Here is a 23,932-nt window from a genome sequence, read left to right as displayed (position 1 = left end):
GAATGAAATCATTTAAGATACATTATGACCATTATTTGAAAAAAATATTCGATTGTGTATCAGATTAAGAGTTGTTTGGATATCTAGATATTGCTATAGCCATCAAAAGGAATCCAATTGGCAAAAAATAACATTCGATTCTTCCTTTAATAAAAATAAAATATTCAATCCAGGTCAAACCAGCAGGTAAGAAGTTAGAATATGCAATGATTGTAACGCCACCAGTAACAGCTAGTCCAAATCCAAGTAAAAAAATAAAGATATAGCCCATTTCCATCCCCACCTCATGCTTGTCCAGCACATTTATTTCATTTTATGCACGAATTTGAAATACATGATTTAAATTGTAGGACAAGACTGCTAGTAAATTTGCATATTAGAAAACTTGGCATTTGCTAAGCCTTTATGGCGAATGACCTAGTTGCACTTATGCAAATAAGAAAGTTTTATATTTTCTTAACTGCCAAAAAAGCTGACCCATCACAGGTCAGCTTCATCCAATCTCATGCTTCTATTATTGATATTTTTTAAAAACCAACGCAACGTTGTGACCACCAAATCCAAGTGAATTGCTCACCACAACGTTCACATCCTGCTTTCTTGCCTTGTTCGGTACATAATCAAGGTCACACGCCGGATCTGGTGTTTCATAGTTGATCGTAGCTGGGATTACACTATCTTCAATTGATTTAATAGCAATGACAGATTCAATTCCACCAGCTGCACCTAATAAGTGGCCTGTCATGGATTTTGTCGAGGAAATTGCAATTTTGCTGGCATAATCACCAAAAACTCGTTTAATTGCTTCTGTTTCAAATTTATCATTTAGTTCTGTACTTGTTCCGTGTGCATTAATGTAATCTACTTGATCTTCTGTAACACCCGCGTCATTAATCGCGTGTCGCATTGCTCTTGCTGCACCTTCACCGTTTTCAGCTGGTGCGGTAATATGATAGGCATCACCTGTTGCACCGTACCCAACGATTTCACCATAGATATGTGCACCACGCTCAAGAGCAGATTCTAATGTTTCAAGAATCAATATGCCTGATCCCTCACCCATTACAAAACCATCACGATTAGCATCGAATGGACGACTTGCTTTTTTAGGGTCTTGATTCAATGATAAAGCTTTCATCGAAGAGAAACCGGAAAAAGCCATATTTGAAATAGGTGCTTCTGTTCCACCAGCGATCATATAGTCAGCATCGCCACGTTGAACCGCTTTAAATGCATCACCAATTGAATTAGCTCCAGACGCACATGCTGTAACACTACAAGAATTAATTCCCCTTGCTCCTAGCTGAATGGATACCTGCCCTGCTGCCATATCTGGAATCATCATTGGCACAAAGAAAGGACTTACTCGTTTCGGTCCTTTTTCTAAGAACTTGGTGTGTTGGTCTTCCCAAGTTTTCATACCACCTATACCAGATCCGATCCAAACACCTACACTATCTCTGTTGGATTCATCAATCGTTAAGTTTGCATCTTCCACTGCCATTTTCGAAGCTGCAACCGCATACTGTGTAAAAGGATCCATTTTTCTGGCATCCTTTTTATCCATATATAAAGTTGGATCAAAATCCTTTAGCTCAGCAGCTACTTTTGCAGGAAAGTCGTCTTTATTTACACGAGTGGCAAAGTCGATACCTGAATTCCCTGCTACAACATTATCCCACATTGTTTTTACATCATTGCCGACAGGAGTAACAGCTCCAAGTCCTGTGATAACTACTCTTCTTTCCTCCATATAGTACTCCTCCTATTAAACATATCTCATATATTTATTTACCCCAACGTAACGATACTGCACCCCACGTAAGTCCTCCACCAAATCCTACTAACACGACTAAATCATCATCTTTAATTTTACCACTTTTAACAGATTCTGATAAAGCCATCGGTATAGATGCAGAGGAATTATTCCCATATTTTTTAATGGTCGTAGCCATTTTATCTTCAGATATTCCTAACCGCTCACGGGCTGCATTCATAATTCTAATGTTTGCTTGGTGCGGTATTAAATAATCGACATCTTCTTTACTATGTCCTATTTTTTCGACGACATTAACGGTTGACTCTGGCATTTGTCTAACAGCAAATTTATATACCTCGCGCCCATTCATCACTAATTGGTCGTCTTCGTTTTGGTATAACTCTTTGCCACCTGCGCCATTTGCCCCTAACTCAAATGATAAAATCCCTCTTCCTTCTGAAACTTCACCAATCACTGCAGCACCTGCACCATCACCTAGAAGAACACATGTACCGCGATCCTCCCAGTTGGTGATTTTAGACAGCTTTTCGGTTCCGATGACCAAAACCTTTTTATATGCCTTCGTTTCAATAAATTGCTTTGCCGTTACGATGCCATACATAAATCCTGAACAAGCAGCACCAATGTCCATCGCAGCTGCCTTTGTAGCTCCTAATCTATCTTGTAGCATACAAGACACAGAGGGAAAAGGTGTGTCAGGTGTAACTGTAGCAACTAATATTAAATCAATATCTTCTGCCTTTACATTTGCCTCTTTTAAAGCTTCCTCAGCAGCATGGAAAGCCATGTCTGAAGTGTCAACGTCATCTTCAGCAATTCTTCTCTCTTCTATTCCTGTTCTTGTTCTTATCCATTCATCATTTGTATCCACGATTTTTTCCATATCTTTATTTGTTAGTATTTTTGTTGGAAGATAATGACCTGTTCCTAATACACCAACATCCATATTTCCATCCCCTTATATACTTGAAGTTTTTATTATCAAATATTATGACTTGGTACTAATTTTAATGCATTTATTGCTAATTTGCAAGAAACAAAAATACGGATACACCCTTACAAATGAAATCATTTGTATATTTACCCACTATCCATTCATATACATTAATGATGGAACAAAAGCGCAAGTGCCCGTTTAGCGACGTATGGGCTGCGCCCGCGCATCGCGGGTGGGTCGACGTTGCCGCGCAAAGCGGCGAAGTTAGTCGATCTTCCTTAAAGGAAACACGAAGAGCGGTAGCGATTCGATGTTGACTTATCGTAAGGAGGATCAGGAAGCCCACTAGCAGCACGGGCGCTGGAGCTGGACGTGGTTGATTCTATAGATAAGTATACATAAATTTCAAGTTATATATTTTATACACTATCAACAAAGGAGTGATTTTATGACAATAAGGCGAGGAACACATATCCTTCACACTGTTCAGCCGGGCGACACCGTATATAGTCTTGCTATGCGTTATGAAAGTGAAGTCGACGCCATTACCCAATACAATTCCTTGTATCCCCCATATACAGATCCACACGTTATTTTCGTTGGTCAATTGTTAATTATTCCTAAAATGTTTACTACTAAAACACAAACGCTGTATGTGATTCAATATGGAGATACAATTGGTTCGTTGTCACAGCGATTTTCGGTTTACCCAGATTTATTAGTAGGTATCAATGACACCATCCACAACCCTAACTTTATTTTCCCCAATCAACAAATACAAATTCCTGCATTTATCTACGAGGTGGAAACCAATGATACGATCGCCTCAATTTCTGAGAGAACCGGTATTCCTGTCGATCAAATTCTCACTGCCAATTTGAATCGTCCAGCAGTAACTCAAGATCTTATTGTGGAAGGTCTAGGCATCATTATTCCACTGCCAACTTCAGAGAACATTGTTGTCACCCTGCCCTTGCCAGGAACTGTCGTACGGGATAATGCTGTAATAGAAGGATATGCTAGATCTTTTGAGGCTAATGTTCTGTACCGACTTATTGATAATAATGACGTCATAGTTACAGAAGAAACATCCACAACAGCTCGGTATGGCGCACCATCTTATAGTGAATTTCGAGACAATATAGCTTTTGATAATGCCCCAACAGCTTCACTTGGAGAACTGCAAGTATATACTAGAAGCGCCCAGGACGGATCCATTCAAGACCTTGTCCGGACAAAAGTCTTCTTCGTGAATAGTTAAAACTAAAGGCTGTTTTCTAAGAAATTATTGTTTTTGCCAGAATAGATATAAACTGCGAAGTAACTTTAGGCTTATTTCTAAGAACACGCGCTATTGCCGCCGTCTGGGACCGCTACGGGCGGATGCTTTCCGCGGGCACGGCCTCAGCCTCCTCGAGAAAACCACTCTGCGGGGTCTTCGGACACGTGCTGTTCCCGCAGGAGTCACCGCCCTCCGCTCACCCTGACTGGTAAGGTGTTTTATTAATACTGATACAGTCCCAAGACAGTAACGGAAATAACAGCGGAGGAAATACACGTAGACTCCTGTGGGAGCAGAGGCCTAGTTGAGACCCCGCAGAGCGTTAGCTCGAGGAGGCTCACCAGCCGCCCACGGAAAGCGAAGTGTATTTCCGTAGCGGTAGGTTACCGTCACATCAAGTTACGTCGCAGTTTATATCAACTGCGAAGATTAAAAGCAATAAAACTTACGAAATAAGCCAATCTAAACAACCGATAGATGCCCTCTATCGGTTGTTTTCTAGTTCATTTGGCAATAATTCAGTTTCAATATATGTCTCTATAGAATCATCCAGCACACGCTGGAATGATTCAGGTACTTCTGAACTGTACTCTCCTAAGGAAATCACTTCATCCTGAAAATCGAATGTTAAAATACTACCCTTGAGCTCGTTATTATCGAATCGTTCAGCAGTTAACGTATATAGCTTGTCCACATGTTGGATCGTACTCGTTAACACAGTTGATTGATCAATATGCGATTGGTCTGTAACAAAGCCGATTGCATATGCACTATCCTCATTTGCTCGTTGAATCACTTGCTGGCTAAACGCATCCCCTGCAGGATAAAAAACGTCAACTGTATCTCTTCTCATATCATCATAAACATCTAAAGCTGTATCCTGATCATTCCAATCCCTAATAAAATCCATATGTACGTTTGCAGACGGATTTTGGTATTTAACACCTTCGTAAAATCCTTCTACTTCTGGTTGCCATTCATAGGCAGCAATAAGCCCTACTTCGTTCGTGTTTGTCATCTCGCCTGCTACCATACCACCAAAGAAACCCATCGCATGAGCATTAAAGTTCAAGCTCGTGACATTATCGGAAAAATATCCACCATTAAAGTAAACAAAATGAACATCGGGATAAAATTGTGAAATGTCCATGAATGTTTTCCCATACGTATTACTATGTCCAAATATGAGATTTACACCATCATTAACAAACTCATCCACTGCATTCGCAATTTCCTGATCAGATTGTATTCCTTCTTTGTAGTATACTTCCACATCAAATTTCTCACTGATGTCGAGCAAACCTTCATATCCTCTTTTAGTCCAAGCCTGTTCATGGATCGGATTTTCCACTAACATACCAACCTTTTGAATCTCACCTTGGTTAAAATAATGACTACAACTGGATAAAAAGATGACTATAATTGCTGATACAAACAATAGTATGGCAACGGTTTTTTTCAACGTCGGCACTCCAATCTAGGAACTGTAACAAGACGTCCTTCTATAATTTCAATTATAATTTAATTTACACCTAGTAAAATTTCCTGAACTGTTTATAATGACTTTTTACCTTCTCTAAACTTTCATCCATAGGAATATTGTCACGGAGAAATATAGAATTTTCAAGTTTTATTTCTTTTCTATCCTTATTTTTTTCAGAAAACACTTCCAATTCGGTTGCGATATTTGTCGATTTAGTCCACTGTAACAAGCTTTTCATAAAATCTTCAACATGGATAGCATTTGTTTGAAAATTAGTAGAATCAAACGAAATAAACTCATCCCCGTCATATATCCCCTCCTCATTCATTGGCATCCACTCGCCAAATAATAGTGGAAGTTTTATGTTTAATGTATCTTGATTATGATTCCGAGATTTTTTACTATCGTTCAATCTTACGGTCCTTTTCGCTTTAGCATCTGTTTCAAGGTCGTCATCGCCAATTAGATAAGCAACATCATATTCCTTCGTTTTAGGTTTGGATACCTCGGTAAAAAGATCATTTCTTGCAAAAAACATGGATAAATGCTCCTGTTTTTGTGATGACGTATCACCAATTCCTTCCACATGACAGCCATTTTCTAATAGTGTGGTAACAAGATGATAACCAATCCAATCATAACAATTGCTAACCAAATATAACATAGTGATCTCCTCTCCTTACATTAACTTACAATCGATTCGTCAAAGAAATAACTTTTATTTTTGAAACCGATTTGATAAAATATATGAGGAATGTATAGCAAACGTATTTACCAAAGAATAAAAAACGAGGTGTAATAATGCGATTTATTTCTGCAATATTTTGGGCTTTATTAATAAGTGGAGTTATATCATATGTACTTTCAAGCATGGCCGGAGATCCGTTTAATTTCACACACACGATCATACTAGCAGGTATTTTATCAGTGGGTGTATTTGCTTTAGGTGGAGCTTTAAAAGAAGAAAGTGATCATTAAGTTTTAATGGATGATTGACCCTTGCCTTTAGAGCTGTGGCAAGGGTTTTATATTGACTTAGAAAATTATAAAATTAGGGGCCTATGGATAAATTATTAACTGTTTGAGTCACTCCGACGTACAGGACAAGGAATACTTCGATAGCGAAACATCGCACGATGAAAAAGTGTACTTCTTTTTCGAGGACGTACTAATGACGCTACAGGATAAAGAAATCTTCCCTGAATAAAACATGGCACACAGAAAAAGTGCTTTTCTTTTTCAAGGACGTGACGAACTTAGCCTGTAAGGGCGCTTCTAACTTTTGTTCTGTATGGTGTATTTTAATACCAGGGCAGTGCACTTAAAGCAGTCAGTGCCACTAAAGGTAGAATGAGACGTCTGAATCTATGAGGGCGCCCATATCCATAGCCCGGATAACCGTATCCGCCAAACCCGTATCCAAACTGTCGTTGGTAATTTTGGCCGGGATAAGGTTGCATCTGCTGCTGTTCATACTGGTCTGTTGGTACTGCTAAATACACATTCTCGTCATCTAACCCTGTAATAATGCCATCCACCTGTGTTCCATCAGTTGTTTCTGCAAGTACATAAGAATGCATATGACTTTTACATAAATCATACATATGTTGATATTGATTCATTATTCAACCTCCTCACCATTTAGACTATTCATATGCCTATGGGATGGTGACATGGTTAACGTAAGAACGAAAAGAAAATTGGAGGTAGTATTATGGACGTTGCTACTGATTTATGGGTGTTACTCAAGTATATATTTTTAGGACTTTTCCAAGGATTCTCTGAACCAATTCCGATATCTTCAAGTGGGCATTTGGTTATTTTACAAAAACTCTTTAACATTAATATGCAAGGGTTAACGTTTGAGATTTTTGTTAACATCGGATCGCTTATTGCTGTTCTTCTTGTTTTCAGAAAAGATATTATCCGGTTAATTCAGAATGGGATTCGTTATATTACAACAAAAGAAGATGATGCCAAAGGGGATTTTCAATTTATTGTATTCCTCGTGATCGCAACGATTCCGACCGGTGTAATTGGTTTATTGTTCGAAGACTATATAGGGGAAAAATTAAGTGGAGTAGCAGTGGTTGGTGTGACGTTAATCATAACTGGACTGGCTTTATGGATTATCCGAAATCTTCGCGGTCAGAAAAATGATGGTGACTTAAATATCAAAGACGCACTGATCGTCGGCTTTGCCCAGTCGGTGTCACTGATTCCAGGGATTAGCCGTTCAGGTGCTACCATTGTCGCGGCCATGCTAGTTGGAATGAAACAGGAAACTGCGTTACGTTTTTCCTTTTTACTTTATGTTCCCGTAAGCCTTGGAATCACTGTACTATCTGTTACAGATATAATTGCCGATGAAAATTTTAATGCGTTCATGATTCCATACCTATTAGCATTTATCGCTTCTATCATTGCTTCCTTTTTTGCATTAAAATGGTTTATTAACATAATGAAAAGTGGTAACTTAAAATACTTTGCTTTTTACTGTTTCATCGTCGGAGCACTCGTTATTATCTTTTTATAGAAAAAATGGAGAATGTGTCCGCTTGAGACATTCTCCATTTTTATTTATGCCTTTAACTTTTTCTTTTTACGCATTGCTTTTGGAATATATACACAATATGGTTCACTTTCCATGTAATCACCTGTTACATTGTAAGCTCTTGAACGTGAACCACCACATACATGCCGGAATTCGCATACGCCACATTTTCCTTTATATTTATCCGGATTACGCAGGTTCTGGAAAACTTCTGACTCCCGGTAAATTTTAGCTAAAGGAGTTTGTCTGACATTTCCTGCTTTAATTGGTAAGAGTCCACTTGGGAATACGTCTCCTGTATGGGATATGAAGACAAAACCATTTCCATCATTAACACCTTTTGGAGCACGTCCCAATCCATCGATCATACCAGTATTACCCTTCATTAATGCATCCTCATAATTAATGTTCGTACCTTCACTGGTTGCCACTTTTTCACGCATCTTATTCTGAATAACAACACGTCGGTAATGCTGGGCAGCTGTTGTTTTTATGTCAAATGGAACACGTTTTGATAATTTATATAACCATTGTAATACTCGTTCATGTTCGACTGGTGAAATCATGTCCGTTTCTTTCCCTCGTCCTGTTGGCACAAGAAAAAATACACTCCATAATACACAATTGAGATTTTCTACCATTTCGGCCATTTCATCCAAGTACTCATAATTATATCTGGATATAACTGTGTTTATTTGTAATGGCATACCTAGTTCATTCAAGTATTTTATAGCATTCATGGTTAAATCAAACGATCCTGATGTACCACGGAAGTGATCATGAACTTCTGCACTGTGACCATCGATACTGAATGCCCATCTGGATAGCCCCACATCCTTGGCCTTTTGCATAGCTTCTTTGGTTACATTAGGTGTTGCTGATGGTGTTATGGACACCCGTACACCTTTTTTAACAGCATACTCTGCTATTTCAAAAACATCCGGACGCATTAATGGATCTCCACCGGTAAAAACAAGCATCGGATTATTCATCTCGTATATATCATCAATTAATTTTTTTCCTTCTTCAAATGTTAATTCGCGAGGATCTCTATGATACTGAGCCTCTGCACGACAGTGTAAACATTTCAATTCACAGGCACGTGTTAATTCCCATATGACAATAAACGGATTTTCATTATAGTCTTGCGGAAACATATAAGCCCTCCTTAGAGTACTGACCAACACTCTAAAAATGGGTGTTAGTCACAGTGATACTATATTAATAGTTATAGTAGTGAAGTAAGTAACTGACTAAATTGTAATATGTATCACATTTTCTAGATGTGATGTTTTTCACTTTATGAGGTAATTTCGTAAAATAGACACAAACGAAGATCCTTGATACGTACTCAAGGACCTCATTTTCCGTTACCTTATTTTTTTCCGATACACACACGCCAAAGCATTGGACCTTCTTCTAAGTATTCCCATGAAAAAGTCCCTTCTCTTTCCATCATGAATTGGTAATGAAGTGGTTTTGGATCGTGGTCATTTGAAAGCTCCATGTACTCCCCTGGTTGTAATTCATCAAAGACTTCAAATATTCTTGGGTGACGAAATCTAGGCTCGATCTCTGGTGCATGAACTTTTGCAGTATATTGTACATCATTCATATTTGTTACCTCCTGTTTTTAACTCTGTTTTTTTAACCACCTATAGCATAGAACGAATTTACAGAGATTGTTGTGAGGTAAAACACCACATACATATGATTTTTATCACGGTGTCAAGATTTTTTCACAATTAACATCATATTTTTAAGCATAACATGGTAGAATGACAGTAAATTGACTGTATTTATATAGAAAGGAGTACTCCTCGTTATGAATCCACAATCTATTAAAGATCTTCTGCAAAAATTCACATTATTTAAGGATTTATCCGATTTTGAAATGGAACCCATTTTAGATCTGGCAAACCATCGGTTATATCGACATGGAACACATATATTTATGCAAGGTGATCCTTTGACAAATGTTTACTTTATCGATCAGGGAAAAGTGAAAATCTATAAAACTGATTTCCATGGAAAAGAACAAATTGTGAACGTCTTACAGCCCGGTGATATGTTTCCCCATCTAGGTTTCTTTAGACAAGATGACTATCCAGCACACTCGGAAGTAATTGAAGACGCTGTATTAATATATATCCCTATTCAATCTTTTGAGAATTTCTTAATCACTCACCCTGAAATATGCGTGAAACTGTTTCGTGTGTTAGGTGAAAAAATGGTTGATCTGCAACAACGCCTCGAACAAAAAATTCTCCATAACACGTATGAGCAGATTATTATGTTATTGTTACGCCTTGCTAAGGATTATGGACATGAAACAAAAAATGAGCATATCCGTGTCACTACCCAATTTACCAACCGGGAATTAGCAAATATGATCGGTTCAAGCCGTGAAACAGTTAGTCGAACGTTAACACAGTTAAAAAAGAAAAATCTCATCAATACCGATAAATCCGGGTTTCTGGTTTTGGACACAGATGCACTGGAAGATGAGTTATTTTAACCTATATTGCAATGAAAAACGAGGGTGGCAGTTTCCTCGTTTTTTTGTCGTTTAGCGTACTATAAAATTAGGAGCATGTGGATAATTAAGCCGTGTCCAGCTCTGACGCACAGGATAAGGAATGCTACGACAGCGAAGAAAAAGCGAACTTCTATTTCGAGGACGTACTAGTACAGGTGTTGCCACAGGATAAGGAATGCTTCCCTGAAATAGCATCGCACACAGAAAAAGCGTTTACTTTTTCAAGGACGTTGCGAACGAGTGTCATTGAAATGAAACCCCTCTTTCTTCATCTTATAACAATTATGGATCAATTTTATAAATGTGACACAAATCACTACTTTTATAATTGAAAATGATTATCATGAACTCGTAGATAAAAGTAACTAATTAGATGAGGTGATTTCATGAGTATTAAAGAAAAAATGGTTGAGTTGGATGTTCGCGAAGATTTGCGATTAAAGAAAGAGCCTTTTGATAAAATCATGGCAGTAGTAAAAGAATTGGAAGATGGAGAGACATTTGTTCTACATGCCCCCTTTAATCCTGTTCCATTGCATGCTGTTCTAAGACGAAAAGGATTTGAGAATAACGCTGAAAAAATAGATAAAAAACATTGGAAGGTTACCTACACGAAGAAGGTGGCTGCTGAACAATGATGATAGATAATCGAGGATTAGAACCACCACAACCAATGATGCGCACCCTTAAAGCATTAGATAAATTGTCCAATGGGGAATCACTGTCCATCATAAATGATCGCCGCCCGATGTTTTTATATGAAGAATTAAACGACCGGGGATATTTGCATGAAACAGAGCCACAGGAGGATGGAAGTTTTAAAATATCAATAACAAAGACTGGTGATTAAACATGATGCCACAAGCTAGTATGAAATCTGATACAGATATAAAGTTACCATTATCCTTTATTTTATATGCACTCGTTGCACTGGTCCTATCACAAATTGTTCTTTTTATAAGTAATGATGCCTTACTCGCTAGTCAATTTCGTGTTCCAGATATTTGGATGGGTGCACACTTCTTGCTGTTAGGATGGGCAGTCATGATCGTAATGGGGGCAATGTATCAGCTTGTCCCTGTTGCCTTTTTAACACCTATCTGGAACCAAGCATTCGGCTATGTTCAATTTATTGTAACAGCACTAGGTATTACGGTATTTTCTATACTCTTAGGGACCAAACCTGACATGGCGATTTACGGCGGAATTGTAGCAATTACAGGGATTTTAATGTTTATTTTCCAAATGGCGAAAACAATTCTTCATCAGGAAAAGAAAAATACCTTAACCTATTTCGTATTGGGTGCTATAACGTGTTTCTTTCTAACGATTATAGCCGGATTCTTATTAGCCTGGAATCTCGCATTCGGTGGAATTGGAGAACATAAAACGATTTTATATACACACATTTTACTCGGAATCGCCGGCTGGTTTACGCTCTTAATTTTTGGCTTTTCCTATAAATTGGTTCCCATGTTTAGTTTGTCACATGGTTTTTCAATGAAGAATGCTAAGCCTGCGTTTTTCGCCTATGTTCTGGGCCTGGTCGTGTTAATTAGTTCATTATGGCTGAGCTTTCCTTATTCTCAATTTATTGGATGGTTACTGCTACTGGTTGGTTTTTCTTTATTTGTACGAGATATCAAGGAAATTTTAGATAAACGAATTAAGAAAAAATTAGATAAGCCTTTCTCATTTTCGCTTCTGGCAATTGTTAATGGTCTTGTTATTCATGGAATAGCTTTTCTCTTAAGTTCAGTGGGGATAACGAACATCAACATCTGGAGCTGGCTCCTATTTCTATATGTAATGAGTTGGATTATGTTCAGCATATTTGGCTACTTATTTAAAATTGTTCCTTTTTTATGGTGGACACACAAATATTCCTCACAAGTAGGAAAAATGAAAGTTCCCATGCTTAAGGAAATGATTAATGAAAAAGTTAGTGTTTATATATTTATACTTTTTATAATTGGTGTCGTTGGATTACCTGTAAGCGCACTGCTCCAATTAGGAATACTCGTTTTTATGTTCCAGGGAGTATTGGTGCTTGCATCTATCGCGTATGTATCATCGATTGTTTGTGTGCTGTTTGTATAAATTGTTGCACGTAAATCTGAAGTCTAATCAGGAAAGGACCGTGTTGTTACGATGTCTCTTCAAACTGAAGTAGGTGCAGCTTTATATGAAGTTATTGATCCTGAACTTGGGGTAAACATTATGGATTTAGGACTTATTTATGATATTAAAACCGACGAAAACAACAATGTGAATGTAATAATGACACTCACTACACCAGGTTGTCCGCTGCACGATAGCATTACCGAAGGAGCAAAAAATCAAATTCTAAAACAAGTTGAAGATGTTGGTGAGGTTTCCATTGATTTAGTATGGGAGCCAGCCTGGTCACCAACAAAAATGAGCGATAAAGCAAGAGAAATCCTTATGTTTTAACAAGCGTGTGATCCGATGTGTGGATCACACGTTTTTTCAGGCAAATCTTGATGCAATTGTGAACTTTGGCTTTTGAATTGTGAACTTTGGCCACTTTCGCTCAAACTTTGGCCACTTTGGCAAAAACTCCGGCCAATTCACCCTAACCTTTGGCTTTTAGCCCAAATATGCTCCACTAACATCGGCAAATAAGAGCCAGACTGTTCCAAATGAACGCTGAACAGCTCTTGCGCGTGTAAAAGATCCTCATCCATCGCACCAATCGCTATAATATTAGAAAGCTCATCTAATAAATGCAGATCCTCTTCCCCAGTTAGCAATACAATTTTAGGATAATCAGCCTGTTTGTAGCCTTCTACAAGCAACAAATCTAAGGGGAATGCTGTATACATATTTATAATGTCGTCCAACGCAATTTGTGTTGTCGTATGTAGTGTTAATTGTAGCTGTTTTTCTCCTTGCACCCCTGACATCGTTGCACCTGATTGCAAATGACCATAGCTGTCGGTTCCTTTTACCATTTTTGGCTCACCGCCATGGCCATGATGCTTTAACGACCCAACCTGCTTACCTTTAGATGAAAAATAGTTGATAAGTTGATTCATCAATGTTGTTTTACCAGAATTTTTATACCCGACTACTTGTACGATAGGAAAATTCGCCATACCAAACACCTCCCTTTTTAATAAAAAATATAAGAAAGCCTAATTTGCATTTATCTATCAAAAAAAGGTTGATCCATAAATAGGAATCAACCTTTTAGTTAACCGTTTCGGCTTCGTCTAGCTCCAACATCCCTGCTGCTAGTGCACAGTCTCTACGACGCCTTATATAAGGAAAGGCATCGCACGAAGAAAAAGTGCTTTTCTTTTTCAAGGACGTGGCGAGCATAGCCTGTAAGGATATTTACACTTCCGCGTTCATCAATCTGGAATGCCTAGTGCTATTTTTGCATAACGAGACATTTTATCTTTGCCCCATGGTGGACTCCAAACGATGTCTACACGCACTTCTTTTGCTTCTGGAATGTCAGAAAGTGAGCGTTTTACGTCTTGTTCAATATGTGCTGCTAATGGGCAGCCCATTGCAGTTAGTGTCATTGTAACAACAGCAACACCTTCTTCGTTTAAGTCAACATCATATATCAGTCCAAGGTTTACAATATCTATCCCAAGCTCTGGGTCAATTACATTCTCAAGTGCACCCATCATGTTCTCTCTTAATGCTTCATCCATGACGTTACCTCCTTCTATGTTCATAGTTTTATTTAAACATATTTTGTACTATTTTTAAATGATTTAACTCACTAGTAAGGCAACTTTCTCTTTTTTATAAATGCTTTTCAAACCATTTTACTGTTTCTAAAATAGCAAACCGCGTTACTTTATGATCTTGGTCTGTTTCTTTAACGAAACGAATATCATCCTTGTTTGTATATAGCTTGGCTGCTTCTTCATAGAATGTATACGAATGGTCAAATGGAACGGTCGGGTCGTTTTCACCGTGCCAGAAGAAAAGTGGACGCTCCTCTAATTTGTCCATTTGAGTTGATAAATCATATTGTTTCAGTTGCTCATATAATTGCTCAATCACATCTTCTGTAATCGGTAAATCACCCATTTCCTTAAAACTGTTTACTAATGTTTTTGCATAGGTTGTTATTTTAGGTGACCCCATCAGCACTCCTGCTACTTTTATCCACGGATACTGCGTTAATGCTGCAGATGTCGTAATTCCTCCCATGCTTGTTCCAGCAATTCCAAAACGATTGTCCAAAATCAACCCTTCCTGATTCAGCTCTTCATGTATTCCTTTTAGCTCTTTCACATTTTGCATGACAATATCCCAAAACGAAATTTGCTTTTTTTCCTCCGATACTTCGGTTTCACGTTCTCCATGAAACATACTATCTGGGAGGATTACACGATAGCCTTTTTCTGCTAATAAAAAGGCTAGAGCTAAATTATGTTCTTTAGCACTTGTAAATCCGTGAAAATACGTAACAACTGGTAAAGCTTTATTTTCATCAGCTTGATTTACAACCACTAAACTTGGTATAGAATGAATTTTTTTATTGTATACACCAATCATTAATCAGAATCCTCTCGTTAATATATCTTACTTCATAGTATTCTTTACATATATTTTGCAAACAACTAAGTATCTAACCCTTTACATATTATACAATCACTTATAAACTATTGTCATATGAGGTGAAATTATGAAAAATAAACAACATTTAATCGCGTTAGATTTAGATGGAACACTTCTAACCGATAATAAAGAAATAAGTGCACGAAATAAACAAACAGTACTAAAAGCGATGGATGAGGGTCATATTGTCGTAATTGCAACAGGAAGGCCACATCGTGCAAGTATTAATTATTATAATAACCTTGGTTTAACTACACCAATGGTGAACTTTAATGGAGCGTTGATTCACCATCCTAAAGATCATAAATGGGATGCGCTTCACAGTCCAATGCCAAAAAGAACTGCCCTTAAAATTGTTGAAGCTTGTTACGATCTTAATGTTCAAAATATCCTTGCAGAGGTTATGGATAATGTATATTTGGATCAATACGATGAAAAAATTATAAACATCTTCCAAACAACCCAACAAGATCCACCGTTTGAAATCGGAAGTTTAAAAAGTAAATTAACAGAAGACCCAACTTCCTTACTCATTCACCCGCGTGAAGATCATATTCATGAATTACGAAGTCACCTGGATGACTATCACGCTGAATTAATTGAGCACCGTAAATGGGGTGCACCTTGGAATATTATTGAGATCGTTAAAAAAGGTATGAACAAGGCTGTAGGATTACAAAAAGTTGCACATTACTATAATATCCCACAAGAGAGAATTATTGCTTTTGGCGATGAAGATAATGATTTAGAAATGATTGACTATGCAGGTGTCGGAGTTGCTATGGGTAATGCTATCGATGAACTTAAATCCGTCTCCAAGCATATAACTCACACGAACGAGGAAGATGGTATAGGTACATTTCTTGAACAGTATTTAAAGCTTCAAGTTAAAGCACTTTAATCTTTCCAATATATTCTTTTTATATAAATAAACATATCGACCATACTAGTAGTGAGCGCAAAAGCGTTCACTTTTTTAGCAGATAGGAAAGTATAATACTTTCCTATTGCATAAGTGCAACTAAGGCTTTCGCCATAAATGCTTGGCGATCAGTCAAGTTCTCTAATAGCACTTCCGAGTTAAGAAAAACTAATAACGTTTTTCTAAGGAGGTATTTGTGGTGGGGAAACGTAGCAAGTCAAAACGATTTACCCAACAAGGATCAGATTCTGTTAAAAAACATGATGAACGATTTCCTTACAGATCCCGATTTAGCGATAAGGACCGAAAACGTGAGGAAGCGGATAACCACACGGTAGGAGGGTTTTAACAATGCAGAACAATAACTTTATGCAACAAGCCAGAAATGCCGTCAATCGCTTAACCAACGCTCAAGGAAATGCAAACCAGCAGGATAAACAAGCTGCTCAAAATGCTATTCAATCAGCATACAACGATGCTTCACCAGAAGAACAGCAACAGTTGCAACAATTAGAACAACAGCTTAAACAGCACAATCAGTTAAGCTAACTTTAAATTAAAATTTGGTGCTTGTGACCGTAATTGCTAATTCATTATGTTAATGAAAAAGATTTATGAAGCAAGTATTTTCACCCCCATTGGCCACTGGGGGTGCTTTCATTTTATTCCTTTTTTCTATAGTCAGTTTCTGCTATTATATATGTATGTAGGTATTATTAGGAGGGAAATTTTAAATGGGAATTCGTGCTGAAGCTACACCAAATCCAAATGCTTTAAAATTCACAACAGATAGCGTTATCTTTGAAGGAACTAATAGTGTTTCTGTCATGCCAGGTGACACAAGTGAACATGCCATTTTAAATGATTTAATGCAGGTTGAAGGTGTCGATAACGTTTTTGGATATCAAAATTTCATTACCGTTAACAAACAATTTGACGTTGAATGGGATGAGCTATCACCAAAAGTATTGGAAGTACTTGAAAAATACGGTTATTAATTACATAGCAAAAGCGTAAGCGCCCTTACAGGTTGGACGTGGCTGATTCTGTAGCTAAATGTACAAAACTTTCAAGTTATATACTTTCTTTACTTTTTAGAAAACTTGGCTTATCACCAAGCCTTAATGGTGAAAGCCTTAGTTGCACTTATGTAGATAAGAAAGTTTTATACTTTCCTATCTACTAAAAAAAGACAGCGATGCGCTGTCTTTTTTAGCTAATCTGATTTTCTAAATCTACTGGAATATAATTTGGGTTTATCACTTCACCAGATGCATTTTTACCATATAACATAATGACCGGAACTTCCTCGGTTGATGCTACTTCGTCTGAGAGTTGCACTGTAATTTCAAATTGTCCCCATCCTTGTTCGTTTGGATCCAATTCTACTTCAGTCTCTTCGACAATTTGGGATTCGCCTTGATCGAGTTTAAAATAAGCGACATCTGTATCTGATTTTCCTTCTCCAGTTAATTGAACTTCATTATTTTCTACTTTTACATCTACATTTCTAAATTCTACGGCAGAATCATCTGTTGATTCTGGTTCCGTTTCGGCTGCATTATTTTCTTCTTGGTCTTGCTGGACTTCTTCTTGTTCTGTGTTATCTTCACTGCATCCAATTAATAAAGTTGCCGTAAGAGCTATCCATACGTATTTCATGAAACCTATCCCTCTTTCTATATATCCTATTATTCTTTTCTAAAGAAACCAAAAATACCTGTTGTTTGCACAATATTTGTGAATGCTTTTGGATCTATTTCGCCAATAATACGTTCTAAGTCATATAATTCATACCTTGTCACAACCAAGTACATCATATGTTTATCCTCTTTTGTGTAAGCACCCTTGGCTGGTAATATTGTAATTCCACGGACCATTGTGCCATGGATTGCTGCTTGTAATTCATCTGCTTTATGTGTAATGATCATCGCCGTTACTTTCTCATGTCTAGTATGAATTGCATCAATTACACGTGTAGTTACATATAGCGTTAATAATGTATACAACGCGTTTTCAGGCTCATAAAGAACGCCTGCCATTACGATGATAATACTGTTAAGAAGTAAAAAATAAGTACCGATTGGTCTATCCTTCATACGGGACAACACCATCGCAACAATATCCATACCACCTGTGGAAGCACCCATTTTAAGTGTCATTCCAACACCTGTACCAGCAATAACTCCGCCAAATACGGCATTCAATATGATATCTTCTGACAATGCAACAACTGGCATGACTTCTAAAAAAACGGTCGTAAAAAGTACAGAAATAACACTATAAACCGTAAATCCCTTACCTACCTTGCGCCAACCTAAAATAGCAACTGGAATATTTAGTATAAACAATAGAATACCGGTACTAACACCGATCCCCATAAAATCATTAAATACACTAGATAACAACTGTGCGGCACCAGTAAAACCACTTGCATAGACATTCGCGCCGATTAAGAAGAAATTTAGTGAAATTGCATTTAATAGCGCTCCAAATACAACGATGATAATACGTCTTGCTTCAAATAAAAACATGTCTACCTCCTTATCCTGCCTGTAAAACCCAATTACTCACCCGAACTATTAAACTTTCCTTATACTCCAAACCTTAAAAATTTTCTATTAAAAAGCTAAATAAACTTTGACTAACCTTCTTTATAGCTTTAAACTAAAAGAAATACAAGTATTTTAATAGGAATGAAGGTGAAAAAATGAATAATAAAATTCTTGCTGATACTGCATCAGACCTATCAGAACAACATTATAACGAACTTGACATTAAAATGGTACCATTAACGGTTCATTTAGAGGAAAAAGAATTTGAAGATGGTAAAACTATTTCCCCTCAAACTATTTATAAAGCAATGAGAGAAGGAAAAAGTCCGAAAACATCTCAAGCATCACCACAAGCCTTTAAGGACATTTTTACATCTTATGCCGATTCAGATCAAGCATTAATATACTTCGCGTTGTCATCAGAACTCTCAGGTACCTATCAAGCCGCAAAATTGATGGAGCAGGAAGTAAAAGAAGAATATCCTGATGCACCGATCTATGTTGTTGACACAAAGTGTGTTTCCATCGGTCTTGGCTTAGTTATCCTTCGTGCTGCCAAGATGGCAAAAGAAGGCGCAAGTGTAGAAGAGATTATGGAAACTGCTACATATCACGCAGAGCATATGGAACATATTTTTACAGTTGATGATCTCGAGTATCTTTATCGTGGAGGCCGTGTCAGTAAGACAGCCGCTTTCGTTGGTACGTTATTAAAAATCAAACCAATTCTTCATGTCGAGAATGGCAAACTAGTTCCTCTTGAAAAAATCAGAGGTTCCAAGAAACTACTAAATCGCATGCTTGAAATAATGGAAGAGCGTGGTACTGATTTTGAAAATCAAACGATTGGTATTAGTCACGGTGATGATCTGGAAACAGCAGAAAAGTTCGCTGGTATGATCAAAGAAAAGTTTGGCGTCAGTCATGTTGAAATTGAAATGGTAGGTTCCGCCATTGGTTCCCATTCAGGACCTGGAACACTCGCACTTTTTTTCCTTAATAAACCTTATAAATAGTCCACCCGCTGATTCAGAGTTTTTTCTCTGAATCAGTTTTTTTAGCAAATAAGAAAGTAAAAACTTTCTTATTTGCATAAGTGCAACTAGGTCATTCGCCATTAAAGCTTGCACTCCAAAGCATAAGCGCTTCTAAGAAAGCAAAGTACGCTTACCTAGAATCCCTAAAACGAATGCCAAGTTTTCTAAAAATATATATTACAATTATGTAACAAAATCTTTCCTTCAACGTCTAAGAGATTAAAGGTAAATAATTCCTTACTAAAAAATGAGGTGAGATTGTCATGAAGAAAACAACTATTATCACATGGATTAGTGTCGTTAGCATTATTGCCATAAGTGTCCTGGCATTTACAATTTCAAATTCAATAACTGCACAAATTCCATCTGCTTCGAGTTATGCACCAACATTCAAAGATTGGTCTGTTCAATTTTCCGAAAGTATGAATCCAGAAACTTTTACCAATGATACGGTAAAGGTATATAACAATGACAACGAGTCCGTTTCTGTTGACTTTGAATGGAACGATGACAACACGATTTTGACATTAAAGGCTCCTAAAGAGGGGTATACAGTTGATGAAAGCTATCAGATAAACATTTCTGATCAGGTTGAAACTGCTAATGGAAAAGGGTTATCCAAATCTTTTGTCCATTCATTCCAGACAGTAGAAGAGTTACCTAAAATTAAAGACCAAAATCAGTTAATAACATTGCTTGAAGAACGAATCGAAAAACGGCAACAGCAAAGGGGAAATGAATTTACTACAATGGAGGATAGTGAAGAAAGTGCAGACACTGCAGCAGGTGATGGTGCTAGTAATGAGTCTTCCACTTCAGAAACGAACGTTCAGGTCGAGGGCATTGATGAGGGCGACTCGGTTAAAACAGACGGTGATTATGTTTATTTTGCCAGGGATAACGATATTGTAATTGCATCTACAGATGAAAATAATAGTAATGTTGTTAGCAAGATTCAAGAAGAAAAGTTTCAAACACGAGAGCTCTTTCTTCATGATGACCTTTTAGTTAGCATCGGTCACACCCAAGAAACCATTCGGGAATTAAAAGAAACAGAACAACCAAAAGAAACGACAAATGCTGATATTGCTATTTATCCACCCGTTCATTCCATGCAAACAACAACATATGTGTATGATATTTCCGATAAAGAAAACCCAGAACGGATAAGAGAGTTTACCATAGAAGGCTCCCTTACAGCTTCACGAAAAATGGATGGATTTTTATACCTTGTAGCAAACAATCACCCACCCGTTCACATTATGGGTAACCCTAAAGAGGACGTAGATCTTGAAGATATGGAAGTACGTCCATTTGTGAAGGATACATCGGTAAGTGATAAGGGAAAACCAGTCGATTTTGAGGATATGTACTTTTTCCCGGAGAGTAACGACGAAAGCTTCATGTTAATAAGTTCTATCGATTTAAATGATATGGATAAAGAAGCAAAAGTTGAAACATATTTAGGTGCCTCGAACCAGATGTACATGTCACAAAACCATATTTATACAGCTGCAAATAAATACGATACGAGTGAGTCATCCAATGACAGTAGTTCAGCAGATACCATGATTGCACGCACTGCTGATACGGAGATTATTCAGTTTAAAATTGATGGTGGAGCAATCACGTATAATGCATCAACTGTTGTTAACGGTAGTTTAATCAACCAGTTCGCCATGGATAAGCGAAATGATACGTTCCGTGTTGCAACTACAAAAGGCGATATGTGGAGAGACGATGAACCATCGACAAATAACCTGTATACATTTGATACGAATCTAAACCCTCTAGGAGAAGTGGAAGGGTTAGCAGAAGGTGAACGGATTTACAGTGTACGCTTTATGGAGAATGTAGCGTACATGGTAACATTCAAGCAAGTTGATCCGTTATTTGTGATAGATCTAGAGGATGCTAAAAATCCAACCGTCTTGGGTGAATTGAAAATCCCAGGCTTCTCCAATTATCTTCACCCGCTTGATGACAATCATGTTATTGGATTCGGCCAACATACTGATTTAGAGGAAGTTGAAGGAAGCAGTGAGCCCAGAGTCCGTCAAAGAGGCCTCAAAATATCAGTTTTCGATGTGAGTGACCCAGCAAATCCAACCGAAAAGTTTAGTGAAATACTTGGTCAAGGCGGCTCACATTCGGAAATCAATTATAACCATAAATCATTATTTAAGCATCCCGAAAAAAATCTCTTTGGTTTCCCAGCCCAATTATATGAATCCAAGATAGTTCAAAAAGGCGATGCTACCTATGAAGAACATTCATTTGTTTATGAAGGAGCTTTCTTATATGAAATCTCCCCTGAATCAGGGATAACATTACAAGACACCATTACCCATCAAGCTGATAACAAACAGCACCCTGAATGGGAATCACAAATTCAGCGAATGGTTTCCGTTGATGATTATCTGTACACCCTTTCATTTGATCAAATGAAAGTCTACAATATGACAGATTCAACCATTACAAAGGCAATAGAATTACCAGAACTGAATAGACAATACTAAGCAGCTCTTCTTAGACACGACAATCATGGTTGCCATTACACATGGAATCAAACTGTTGATGTCTCGAGGGCTAGGCGCTGGAGCTATACTAGCTTATGTATTTAACTAAATTTCACAGTAGGCTAACTAGTATAAAAGGTACCCAGAAGTTATTCCGGGTACCTTTTGCTATACAGAAAAATGTTCTTCTACTGGTCATGAATTTCTAAGTTTTATCATATATTTCTTATAGACAACTACTTTGGTGCAAGCACTGGAGCTATATAAGGAGGAATTTTGATGCAAATAGACGAGTTGAGGACAATCTATGAACAAGAACGAAAACAGCAGCCTGAATCGATGAACGTATTACTCGATTTTTTACAAATGAAATACGTTTTAAATGAAGTTGAAGCAAAAGATTATCGGCGCATTTATCATACTTTAATACAAGAAGGTGCCATCTCGGCCCATGAATATCCCGAGACAACAAACGTTTAACCCAAATGTATTACCCGAAGAGAAGTGATCTAGCTGTTCACTTCTCTTTTATATGTAAAGCCCTACTCATAATCTTCCATTGGTACATAACCTGTTCGTTCGATCAATGATTGCCCCTCTTCGGATAAAATCCAATCTATAAAAGGTGGTACATTTAAATTTTCGCTAACAGCTGTAATGGCGTAAAATTCAGATGACAACGGATATTCACCGGTCCGTATCGTTTCTTTAGAAGGCATGACTCCGTCTACTTCAATATGTTTTATCTTATCGTTTTCAACCATGTCCATAGAAAAATAGCGGAATGAATAACCAATCGCATTTTTATAGTTTTTATAATTGGAGGTTTGTTCAATGATCCCACCCATCCCAGACACAATATCATCGGTAGGAGCTTCCATTAAGGCTTTATCTTCCATCAGGTTTTCCAATGCTGTTTGACTTCCACTGTCATCTGGGCGTTGGAAAGCACGGATCTCTTCGTCTTTTCCACCTACTTCTTTCCAATTTTTTATGGTTCCAGCATATATATCCTGAATTTCCTGTAGGGTAAGTCCTTCAACCGGGTTATCTGAATGGACAAAAAAGACAAATGCTTCCCGCCCGATTGGGGTTAGGTTTAGTTCGACTTCCTTTTGATCAGCATATTGTAACTGACGTTCAGAAGGACCGGCTGCAAAAATTACATCGACACGTCCATTCGTTATATTTTTATATGCATTAGGCGTTTTATTTGCCATCACTTCACTTTCGTAAACGTCATATTCCATTTCGGGATACGTGGCGTTCGCAAAAGCAGAATACACTGGATAAAGGGCGGTAGCACCATCCAACACCGGTAAATCCCCGTCAAATTCTATGCTGGCTGGTTCCTCCAATGTAACAACTTTCGAATCTTTTTGAAACGGCTGGTATTCATATAAATCCACTTCAGCATTGTCCATTTCCAAACTTTCATGGTAAAAATTGATGCTCTCGTAAACTATTATAGCTAGAAGGCTCATCGAAATAAAACTTATCAAACTTCTTTTCATTAGTTTAGGTTTTAAAAATTGAAAGAGTCCATTACAAACAAAGAATAAAACCCCTACTGTTACTGCGATATTGAACTACCCCCCACCTAAATTTCTAACGAAATTTTGAGGAAGGGGATTCCCAAAAGGAGAAAACTAAGAACCCAAGTAGATTCCTAGAATACCATAGCCCGTTCAACTAGGCTGTGGTTTTTCTACTTTT

The 23,932-nt window shown here is 37.6% G+C and carries 29 protein-coding genes; 15 read left to right on the top strand and 14 right to left on the bottom strand.

Features of this window, described 5'->3' with window-relative positions; all coding sequences use genetic code 11:
- Positions 1–64: 64 nt before the first annotated feature.
- The 3 genes from ACFQ3N_RS04685 to ACFQ3N_RS04675 form a co-directional block, all read right to left on the bottom strand.
- Positions 65–271: a hypothetical protein gene (locus ACFQ3N_RS04685; protein WP_390360037.1), complete on the bottom strand. Its 207-nt coding sequence runs from the start codon at positions 269–271 to the stop codon at positions 65–67.
- Between the two features lie 243 nt (positions 272–514).
- Positions 515–1,753, bottom strand: coding sequence for a beta-ketoacyl-ACP synthase II (gene fabF / locus ACFQ3N_RS04680; RefSeq protein WP_390360035.1), 1,239 nt, complete (start codon positions 1,751–1,753; stop codon positions 515–517).
- Between the two features lie 34 nt (positions 1,754–1,787).
- On the bottom strand, positions 1,788–2,726 hold the full coding sequence (locus ACFQ3N_RS04675) for a beta-ketoacyl-ACP synthase III (RefSeq protein ID WP_390360033.1): 939 nt from the start codon (positions 2,724–2,726) through the stop codon (positions 1,788–1,790).
- 439 nt (positions 2,727–3,165) lie between these two features.
- On the opposite strand from ACFQ3N_RS04675, the gene ACFQ3N_RS04670 reads away from it, so the two are divergent.
- A complete protein-coding gene (locus tag ACFQ3N_RS04670; protein ID WP_390360031.1) occupies positions 3,166–3,978 on the top strand; it encodes a LysM peptidoglycan-binding domain-containing protein in 813 nt (270 codons plus the stop codon).
- Between the two features lie 505 nt (positions 3,979–4,483).
- On the opposite strand, the gene ACFQ3N_RS04665 is transcribed toward ACFQ3N_RS04670, so the two are convergent.
- Together ACFQ3N_RS04665 and ACFQ3N_RS04660 are read right to left on the bottom strand one after the other, a co-directional pair.
- Positions 4,484–5,470: a BMP family ABC transporter substrate-binding protein gene (locus ACFQ3N_RS04665; RefSeq protein ID WP_390360030.1), complete on the bottom strand. Its 987-nt coding sequence runs from the start codon at positions 5,468–5,470 to the stop codon at positions 4,484–4,486.
- A gap of 61 nt (positions 5,471–5,531) precedes the next feature.
- Positions 5,532–6,146, bottom strand: coding sequence for a hypothetical protein (locus tag ACFQ3N_RS04660; RefSeq protein WP_390360029.1), 615 nt, complete (start codon positions 6,144–6,146; stop codon positions 5,532–5,534).
- 137 nt (positions 6,147–6,283) lie between these two features.
- Between ACFQ3N_RS04660 and ACFQ3N_RS04655 the strand changes: the two genes are divergently transcribed.
- A complete protein-coding gene (locus ACFQ3N_RS04655) occupies positions 6,284–6,460 on the top strand; it encodes a DUF2929 family protein (protein ID WP_390360027.1) in 177 nt (58 codons plus the stop codon).
- Positions 6,461–6,783: 323 nt separating this feature from the next.
- Here ACFQ3N_RS04655 and ACFQ3N_RS04650 read toward each other — a convergent pair whose 3' ends face one another.
- Entirely contained in the window at positions 6,784–7,062 is a 279-nt protein-coding gene (locus ACFQ3N_RS04650; RefSeq protein ID WP_390360025.1) for a hypothetical protein, read from the bottom strand.
- 134 nt (positions 7,063–7,196) lie between these two features.
- Here ACFQ3N_RS04650 and ACFQ3N_RS04645 point away from each other — a divergent pair, with 134 nt between their 5' ends.
- Complete coding sequence (locus ACFQ3N_RS04645) at positions 7,197–8,018, top strand: undecaprenyl-diphosphate phosphatase (protein WP_390360023.1); 822 nt, start codon at positions 7,197–7,199, stop codon at positions 8,016–8,018.
- Positions 8,019–8,062: 44 nt separating this feature from the next.
- Here ACFQ3N_RS04645 and ACFQ3N_RS04640 read toward each other — a convergent pair whose 3' ends face one another.
- Entirely contained in the window at positions 8,063–9,193 is a 1,131-nt protein-coding gene (locus tag ACFQ3N_RS04640; protein ID WP_390360021.1) for a TIGR04053 family radical SAM/SPASM domain-containing protein, read from the bottom strand.
- A gap of 218 nt (positions 9,194–9,411) precedes the next feature.
- On the bottom strand, positions 9,412–9,651 hold the full coding sequence (locus ACFQ3N_RS04635; RefSeq protein ID WP_390360019.1) for a DUF2249 domain-containing protein: 240 nt from the start codon (positions 9,649–9,651) through the stop codon (positions 9,412–9,414).
- A gap of 210 nt (positions 9,652–9,861) precedes the next feature.
- Here ACFQ3N_RS04635 and ACFQ3N_RS04630 point away from each other — a divergent pair, with 210 nt between their 5' ends.
- The 5 genes from ACFQ3N_RS04630 (at position 9,862) to ACFQ3N_RS04610 (ending at position 13,029) form a co-directional block, all read left to right on the top strand.
- Positions 9,862–10,554: a Crp/Fnr family transcriptional regulator gene (locus tag ACFQ3N_RS04630; RefSeq protein ID WP_390360017.1), complete on the top strand. Its 693-nt coding sequence runs from the start codon at positions 9,862–9,864 to the stop codon at positions 10,552–10,554.
- Between the two features lie 407 nt (positions 10,555–10,961).
- Positions 10,962–11,213, top strand: coding sequence for a DUF2249 domain-containing protein (locus ACFQ3N_RS04625; protein ID WP_390360016.1), 252 nt, complete (start codon positions 10,962–10,964; stop codon positions 11,211–11,213).
- Positions 11,210–11,425, top strand: a complete 216-nt coding sequence (locus ACFQ3N_RS04620; protein ID WP_390360014.1) for a DUF2249 domain-containing protein — start codon at positions 11,210–11,212, stop codon at positions 11,423–11,425. The genes ACFQ3N_RS04625 and ACFQ3N_RS04620 overlap by 4 nt, the downstream gene beginning before the upstream one ends.
- A gap of 20 nt (positions 11,426–11,445) precedes the next feature.
- On the top strand, positions 11,446–12,675 hold the full coding sequence (locus ACFQ3N_RS04615) for a hypothetical protein (protein WP_390360012.1): 1,230 nt from the start codon (positions 11,446–11,448) through the stop codon (positions 12,673–12,675).
- 51 nt (positions 12,676–12,726) lie between these two features.
- Positions 12,727–13,029 (top strand): metal-sulfur cluster assembly factor, encoded by a 303-nt coding sequence (locus ACFQ3N_RS04610; protein WP_390360010.1) that lies wholly within the window; start codon positions 12,727–12,729, stop codon positions 13,027–13,029.
- A gap of 137 nt (positions 13,030–13,166) precedes the next feature.
- On the opposite strand, the gene mobB is transcribed toward ACFQ3N_RS04610, so the two are convergent.
- The 3 genes from mobB to ACFQ3N_RS04595 all read right to left on the bottom strand — a co-directional run bounded on the left by mobB (position 13,167) and on the right by ACFQ3N_RS04595 (position 15,120).
- Positions 13,167–13,694 (bottom strand): molybdopterin-guanine dinucleotide biosynthesis protein B, encoded by a 528-nt coding sequence (mobB, locus tag ACFQ3N_RS04605; protein WP_390360008.1) that lies wholly within the window; start codon positions 13,692–13,694, stop codon positions 13,167–13,169.
- Positions 13,695–13,952: 258 nt separating this feature from the next.
- On the bottom strand, positions 13,953–14,264 hold the full coding sequence (locus tag ACFQ3N_RS04600) for a metal-sulfur cluster assembly factor (protein WP_390360006.1): 312 nt from the start codon (positions 14,262–14,264) through the stop codon (positions 13,953–13,955).
- A 94-nt stretch (positions 14,265–14,358) separates the two neighbouring features.
- A complete protein-coding gene (locus ACFQ3N_RS04595; RefSeq protein ID WP_390360004.1) occupies positions 14,359–15,120 on the bottom strand; it encodes a prolyl oligopeptidase family serine peptidase in 762 nt (253 codons plus the stop codon).
- 130 nt (positions 15,121–15,250) lie between these two features.
- Between ACFQ3N_RS04595 and ACFQ3N_RS04590 the strand changes: the two genes are divergently transcribed.
- The 4 genes from ACFQ3N_RS04590 (at position 15,251) to ACFQ3N_RS04575 (ending at position 17,103) form a co-directional block, all read left to right on the top strand.
- Positions 15,251–16,084 carry a Cof-type HAD-IIB family hydrolase gene (locus ACFQ3N_RS04590; protein WP_390360002.1) on the top strand — a complete coding sequence of 278 codons (834 nt, stop codon included), beginning with the start codon at positions 15,251–15,253 and terminating at the stop codon, positions 16,082–16,084.
- 220 nt (positions 16,085–16,304) lie between these two features.
- Entirely contained in the window at positions 16,305–16,454 is a 150-nt protein-coding gene (locus ACFQ3N_RS04585) for a hypothetical protein (RefSeq protein ID WP_390360000.1), read from the top strand.
- Between the two features lie 2 nt (positions 16,455–16,456).
- Positions 16,457–16,654 carry a DUF3813 family protein gene (locus ACFQ3N_RS04580; RefSeq protein ID WP_390359998.1) on the top strand — a complete coding sequence of 66 codons (198 nt, stop codon included), beginning with the start codon at positions 16,457–16,459 and terminating at the stop codon, positions 16,652–16,654.
- 185 nt (positions 16,655–16,839) lie between these two features.
- Positions 16,840–17,103 carry a NifU N-terminal domain-containing protein gene (locus tag ACFQ3N_RS04575; protein WP_390359996.1) on the top strand — a complete coding sequence of 88 codons (264 nt, stop codon included), beginning with the start codon at positions 16,840–16,842 and terminating at the stop codon, positions 17,101–17,103.
- Between the two features lie 214 nt (positions 17,104–17,317).
- Here the strand turns inward: ACFQ3N_RS04575 and ACFQ3N_RS04570 are convergent, their stop codons facing one another.
- Positions 17,318–17,767 carry a hypothetical protein gene (locus ACFQ3N_RS04570; RefSeq protein ID WP_390359995.1) on the bottom strand — a complete coding sequence of 150 codons (450 nt, stop codon included), beginning with the start codon at positions 17,765–17,767 and terminating at the stop codon, positions 17,318–17,320.
- Between the two features lie 29 nt (positions 17,768–17,796).
- Positions 17,797–18,639 carry a YitT family protein gene (locus ACFQ3N_RS04565; RefSeq protein WP_390359993.1) on the bottom strand — a complete coding sequence of 281 codons (843 nt, stop codon included), beginning with the start codon at positions 18,637–18,639 and terminating at the stop codon, positions 17,797–17,799.
- Between the two features lie 176 nt (positions 18,640–18,815).
- Between ACFQ3N_RS04565 and ACFQ3N_RS04560 the strand changes: the two genes are divergently transcribed.
- From ACFQ3N_RS04560 to yppF, 3 genes are all read left to right on the top strand, one after another.
- Positions 18,816–19,676 (top strand): DegV family protein, encoded by an 861-nt coding sequence (locus tag ACFQ3N_RS04560; protein WP_390359991.1) that lies wholly within the window; start codon positions 18,816–18,818, stop codon positions 19,674–19,676.
- 284 nt (positions 19,677–19,960) lie between these two features.
- Positions 19,961–22,216 carry a beta-propeller domain-containing protein gene (locus ACFQ3N_RS04555; RefSeq protein WP_390359990.1) on the top strand — a complete coding sequence of 752 codons (2,256 nt, stop codon included), beginning with the start codon at positions 19,961–19,963 and terminating at the stop codon, positions 22,214–22,216.
- Positions 22,217–22,495: 279 nt separating this feature from the next.
- The gene (yppF, locus tag ACFQ3N_RS04550) at positions 22,496–22,696 is read left to right on the top strand and encodes a YppF family protein (protein WP_390359988.1); all 201 of its coding nucleotides are present in this window, start codon (positions 22,496–22,498) and stop codon (positions 22,694–22,696) included.
- 62 nt (positions 22,697–22,758) lie between these two features.
- Here the strand turns inward: yppF and ACFQ3N_RS04545 are convergent, their stop codons facing one another.
- Entirely contained in the window at positions 22,759–23,640 is an 882-nt protein-coding gene (locus tag ACFQ3N_RS04545; protein WP_390359986.1) for a PstS family phosphate ABC transporter substrate-binding protein, read from the bottom strand.
- Between the last annotated feature and the right edge of the window lie 292 nt (positions 23,641–23,932).

The sequence above is a fragment of the Virgibacillus byunsanensis genome (assembly GCF_042675965.1).
Taxonomy (GTDB): Bacteria; Bacillota; Bacilli; order Bacillales; family Amphibacillaceae; genus Virgibacillus_R; species Virgibacillus_R byunsanensis.
This window is presented reverse-complemented; position numbering and strand designations above follow the sequence as displayed.

Bases quoted from the DNA above. Each gene is read 5' to 3' on its own strand.
- ACFQ3N_RS04600 (WP_390360006.1), bottom strand. From the start codon at position 14,264: ATGGATGAAGCATTAAGAGAGAACATGATGGGTGCACTTGAGAATGTA.
- ACFQ3N_RS04580 (WP_390359998.1), top strand. From the start codon at position 16,457: ATGCAGAACAATAACTTTATGCAACAAGCCAGAAATGCCGTCAATCGC.
- ACFQ3N_RS04610 (WP_390360010.1), top strand. From the start codon at position 12,727: ATGTCTCTTCAAACTGAAGTAGGTGCAGCTTTATATGAAGTTATTGAT.
- ACFQ3N_RS04655 (WP_390360027.1), top strand. From the start codon at position 6,284: ATGCGATTTATTTCTGCAATATTTTGGGCTTTATTAATAAGTGGAGTT.
- yppF (WP_390359988.1), top strand. From the start codon at position 22,496: ATGCAAATAGACGAGTTGAGGACAATCTATGAACAAGAACGAAAACAG.
- ACFQ3N_RS04595 (WP_390360004.1), bottom strand. From the start codon at position 15,120: ATGATTGGTGTATACAATAAAAAAATTCATTCTATACCAAGTTTAGTG.
- ACFQ3N_RS04635 (WP_390360019.1), bottom strand. From the start codon at position 9,651: ATGAATGATGTACAATATACTGCAAAAGTTCATGCACCAGAGATCGAG.
- fabF (WP_390360035.1), bottom strand. From the start codon at position 1,753: ATGGAGGAAAGAAGAGTAGTTATCACAGGACTTGGAGCTGTTACTCCT.
- ACFQ3N_RS04645 (WP_390360023.1), top strand. From the start codon at position 7,197: ATGGACGTTGCTACTGATTTATGGGTGTTACTCAAGTATATATTTTTA.
- ACFQ3N_RS04565 (WP_390359993.1), bottom strand. From the start codon at position 18,639: ATGTTTTTATTTGAAGCAAGACGTATTATCATCGTTGTATTTGGAGCG.
- ACFQ3N_RS04590 (WP_390360002.1), top strand. From the start codon at position 15,251: ATGAAAAATAAACAACATTTAATCGCGTTAGATTTAGATGGAACACTT.
- ACFQ3N_RS04660 (WP_390360029.1), bottom strand. From the start codon at position 6,146: ATGTTATATTTGGTTAGCAATTGTTATGATTGGATTGGTTATCATCTT.
- ACFQ3N_RS04545 (WP_390359986.1), bottom strand. From the start codon at position 23,640: ATGGACAATGCTGAAGTGGATTTATATGAATACCAGCCGTTTCAAAAA.
- ACFQ3N_RS04685 (WP_390360037.1), bottom strand. From the start codon at position 271: ATGGGCTATATCTTTATTTTTTTACTTGGATTTGGACTAGCTGTTACT.
- ACFQ3N_RS04555 (WP_390359990.1), top strand. From the start codon at position 19,961: ATGAAGAAAACAACTATTATCACATGGATTAGTGTCGTTAGCATTATT.
- ACFQ3N_RS04620 (WP_390360014.1), top strand. From the start codon at position 11,210: ATGATGATAGATAATCGAGGATTAGAACCACCACAACCAATGATGCGC.
- mobB (WP_390360008.1), bottom strand. From the start codon at position 13,694: ATGGCGAATTTTCCTATCGTACAAGTAGTCGGGTATAAAAATTCTGGT.
- ACFQ3N_RS04570 (WP_390359995.1), bottom strand. From the start codon at position 17,767: ATGAAATACGTATGGATAGCTCTTACGGCAACTTTATTAATTGGATGC.
- ACFQ3N_RS04670 (WP_390360031.1), top strand. From the start codon at position 3,166: ATGACAATAAGGCGAGGAACACATATCCTTCACACTGTTCAGCCGGGC.
- ACFQ3N_RS04650 (WP_390360025.1), bottom strand. From the start codon at position 7,062: ATGCATTCTTATGTACTTGCAGAAACAACTGATGGAACACAGGTGGAT.
- ACFQ3N_RS04625 (WP_390360016.1), top strand. From the start codon at position 10,962: ATGAGTATTAAAGAAAAAATGGTTGAGTTGGATGTTCGCGAAGATTTG.
- ACFQ3N_RS04630 (WP_390360017.1), top strand. From the start codon at position 9,862: ATGAATCCACAATCTATTAAAGATCTTCTGCAAAAATTCACATTATTT.
- ACFQ3N_RS04675 (WP_390360033.1), bottom strand. From the start codon at position 2,726: ATGGATGTTGGTGTATTAGGAACAGGTCATTATCTTCCAACAAAAATA.
- ACFQ3N_RS04640 (WP_390360021.1), bottom strand. From the start codon at position 9,193: ATGTTTCCGCAAGACTATAATGAAAATCCGTTTATTGTCATATGGGAA.
- ACFQ3N_RS04615 (WP_390360012.1), top strand. From the start codon at position 11,446: ATGAAATCTGATACAGATATAAAGTTACCATTATCCTTTATTTTATAT.
- ACFQ3N_RS04575 (WP_390359996.1), top strand. From the start codon at position 16,840: ATGGGAATTCGTGCTGAAGCTACACCAAATCCAAATGCTTTAAAATTC.
- ACFQ3N_RS04560 (WP_390359991.1), top strand. From the start codon at position 18,816: ATGAATAATAAAATTCTTGCTGATACTGCATCAGACCTATCAGAACAA.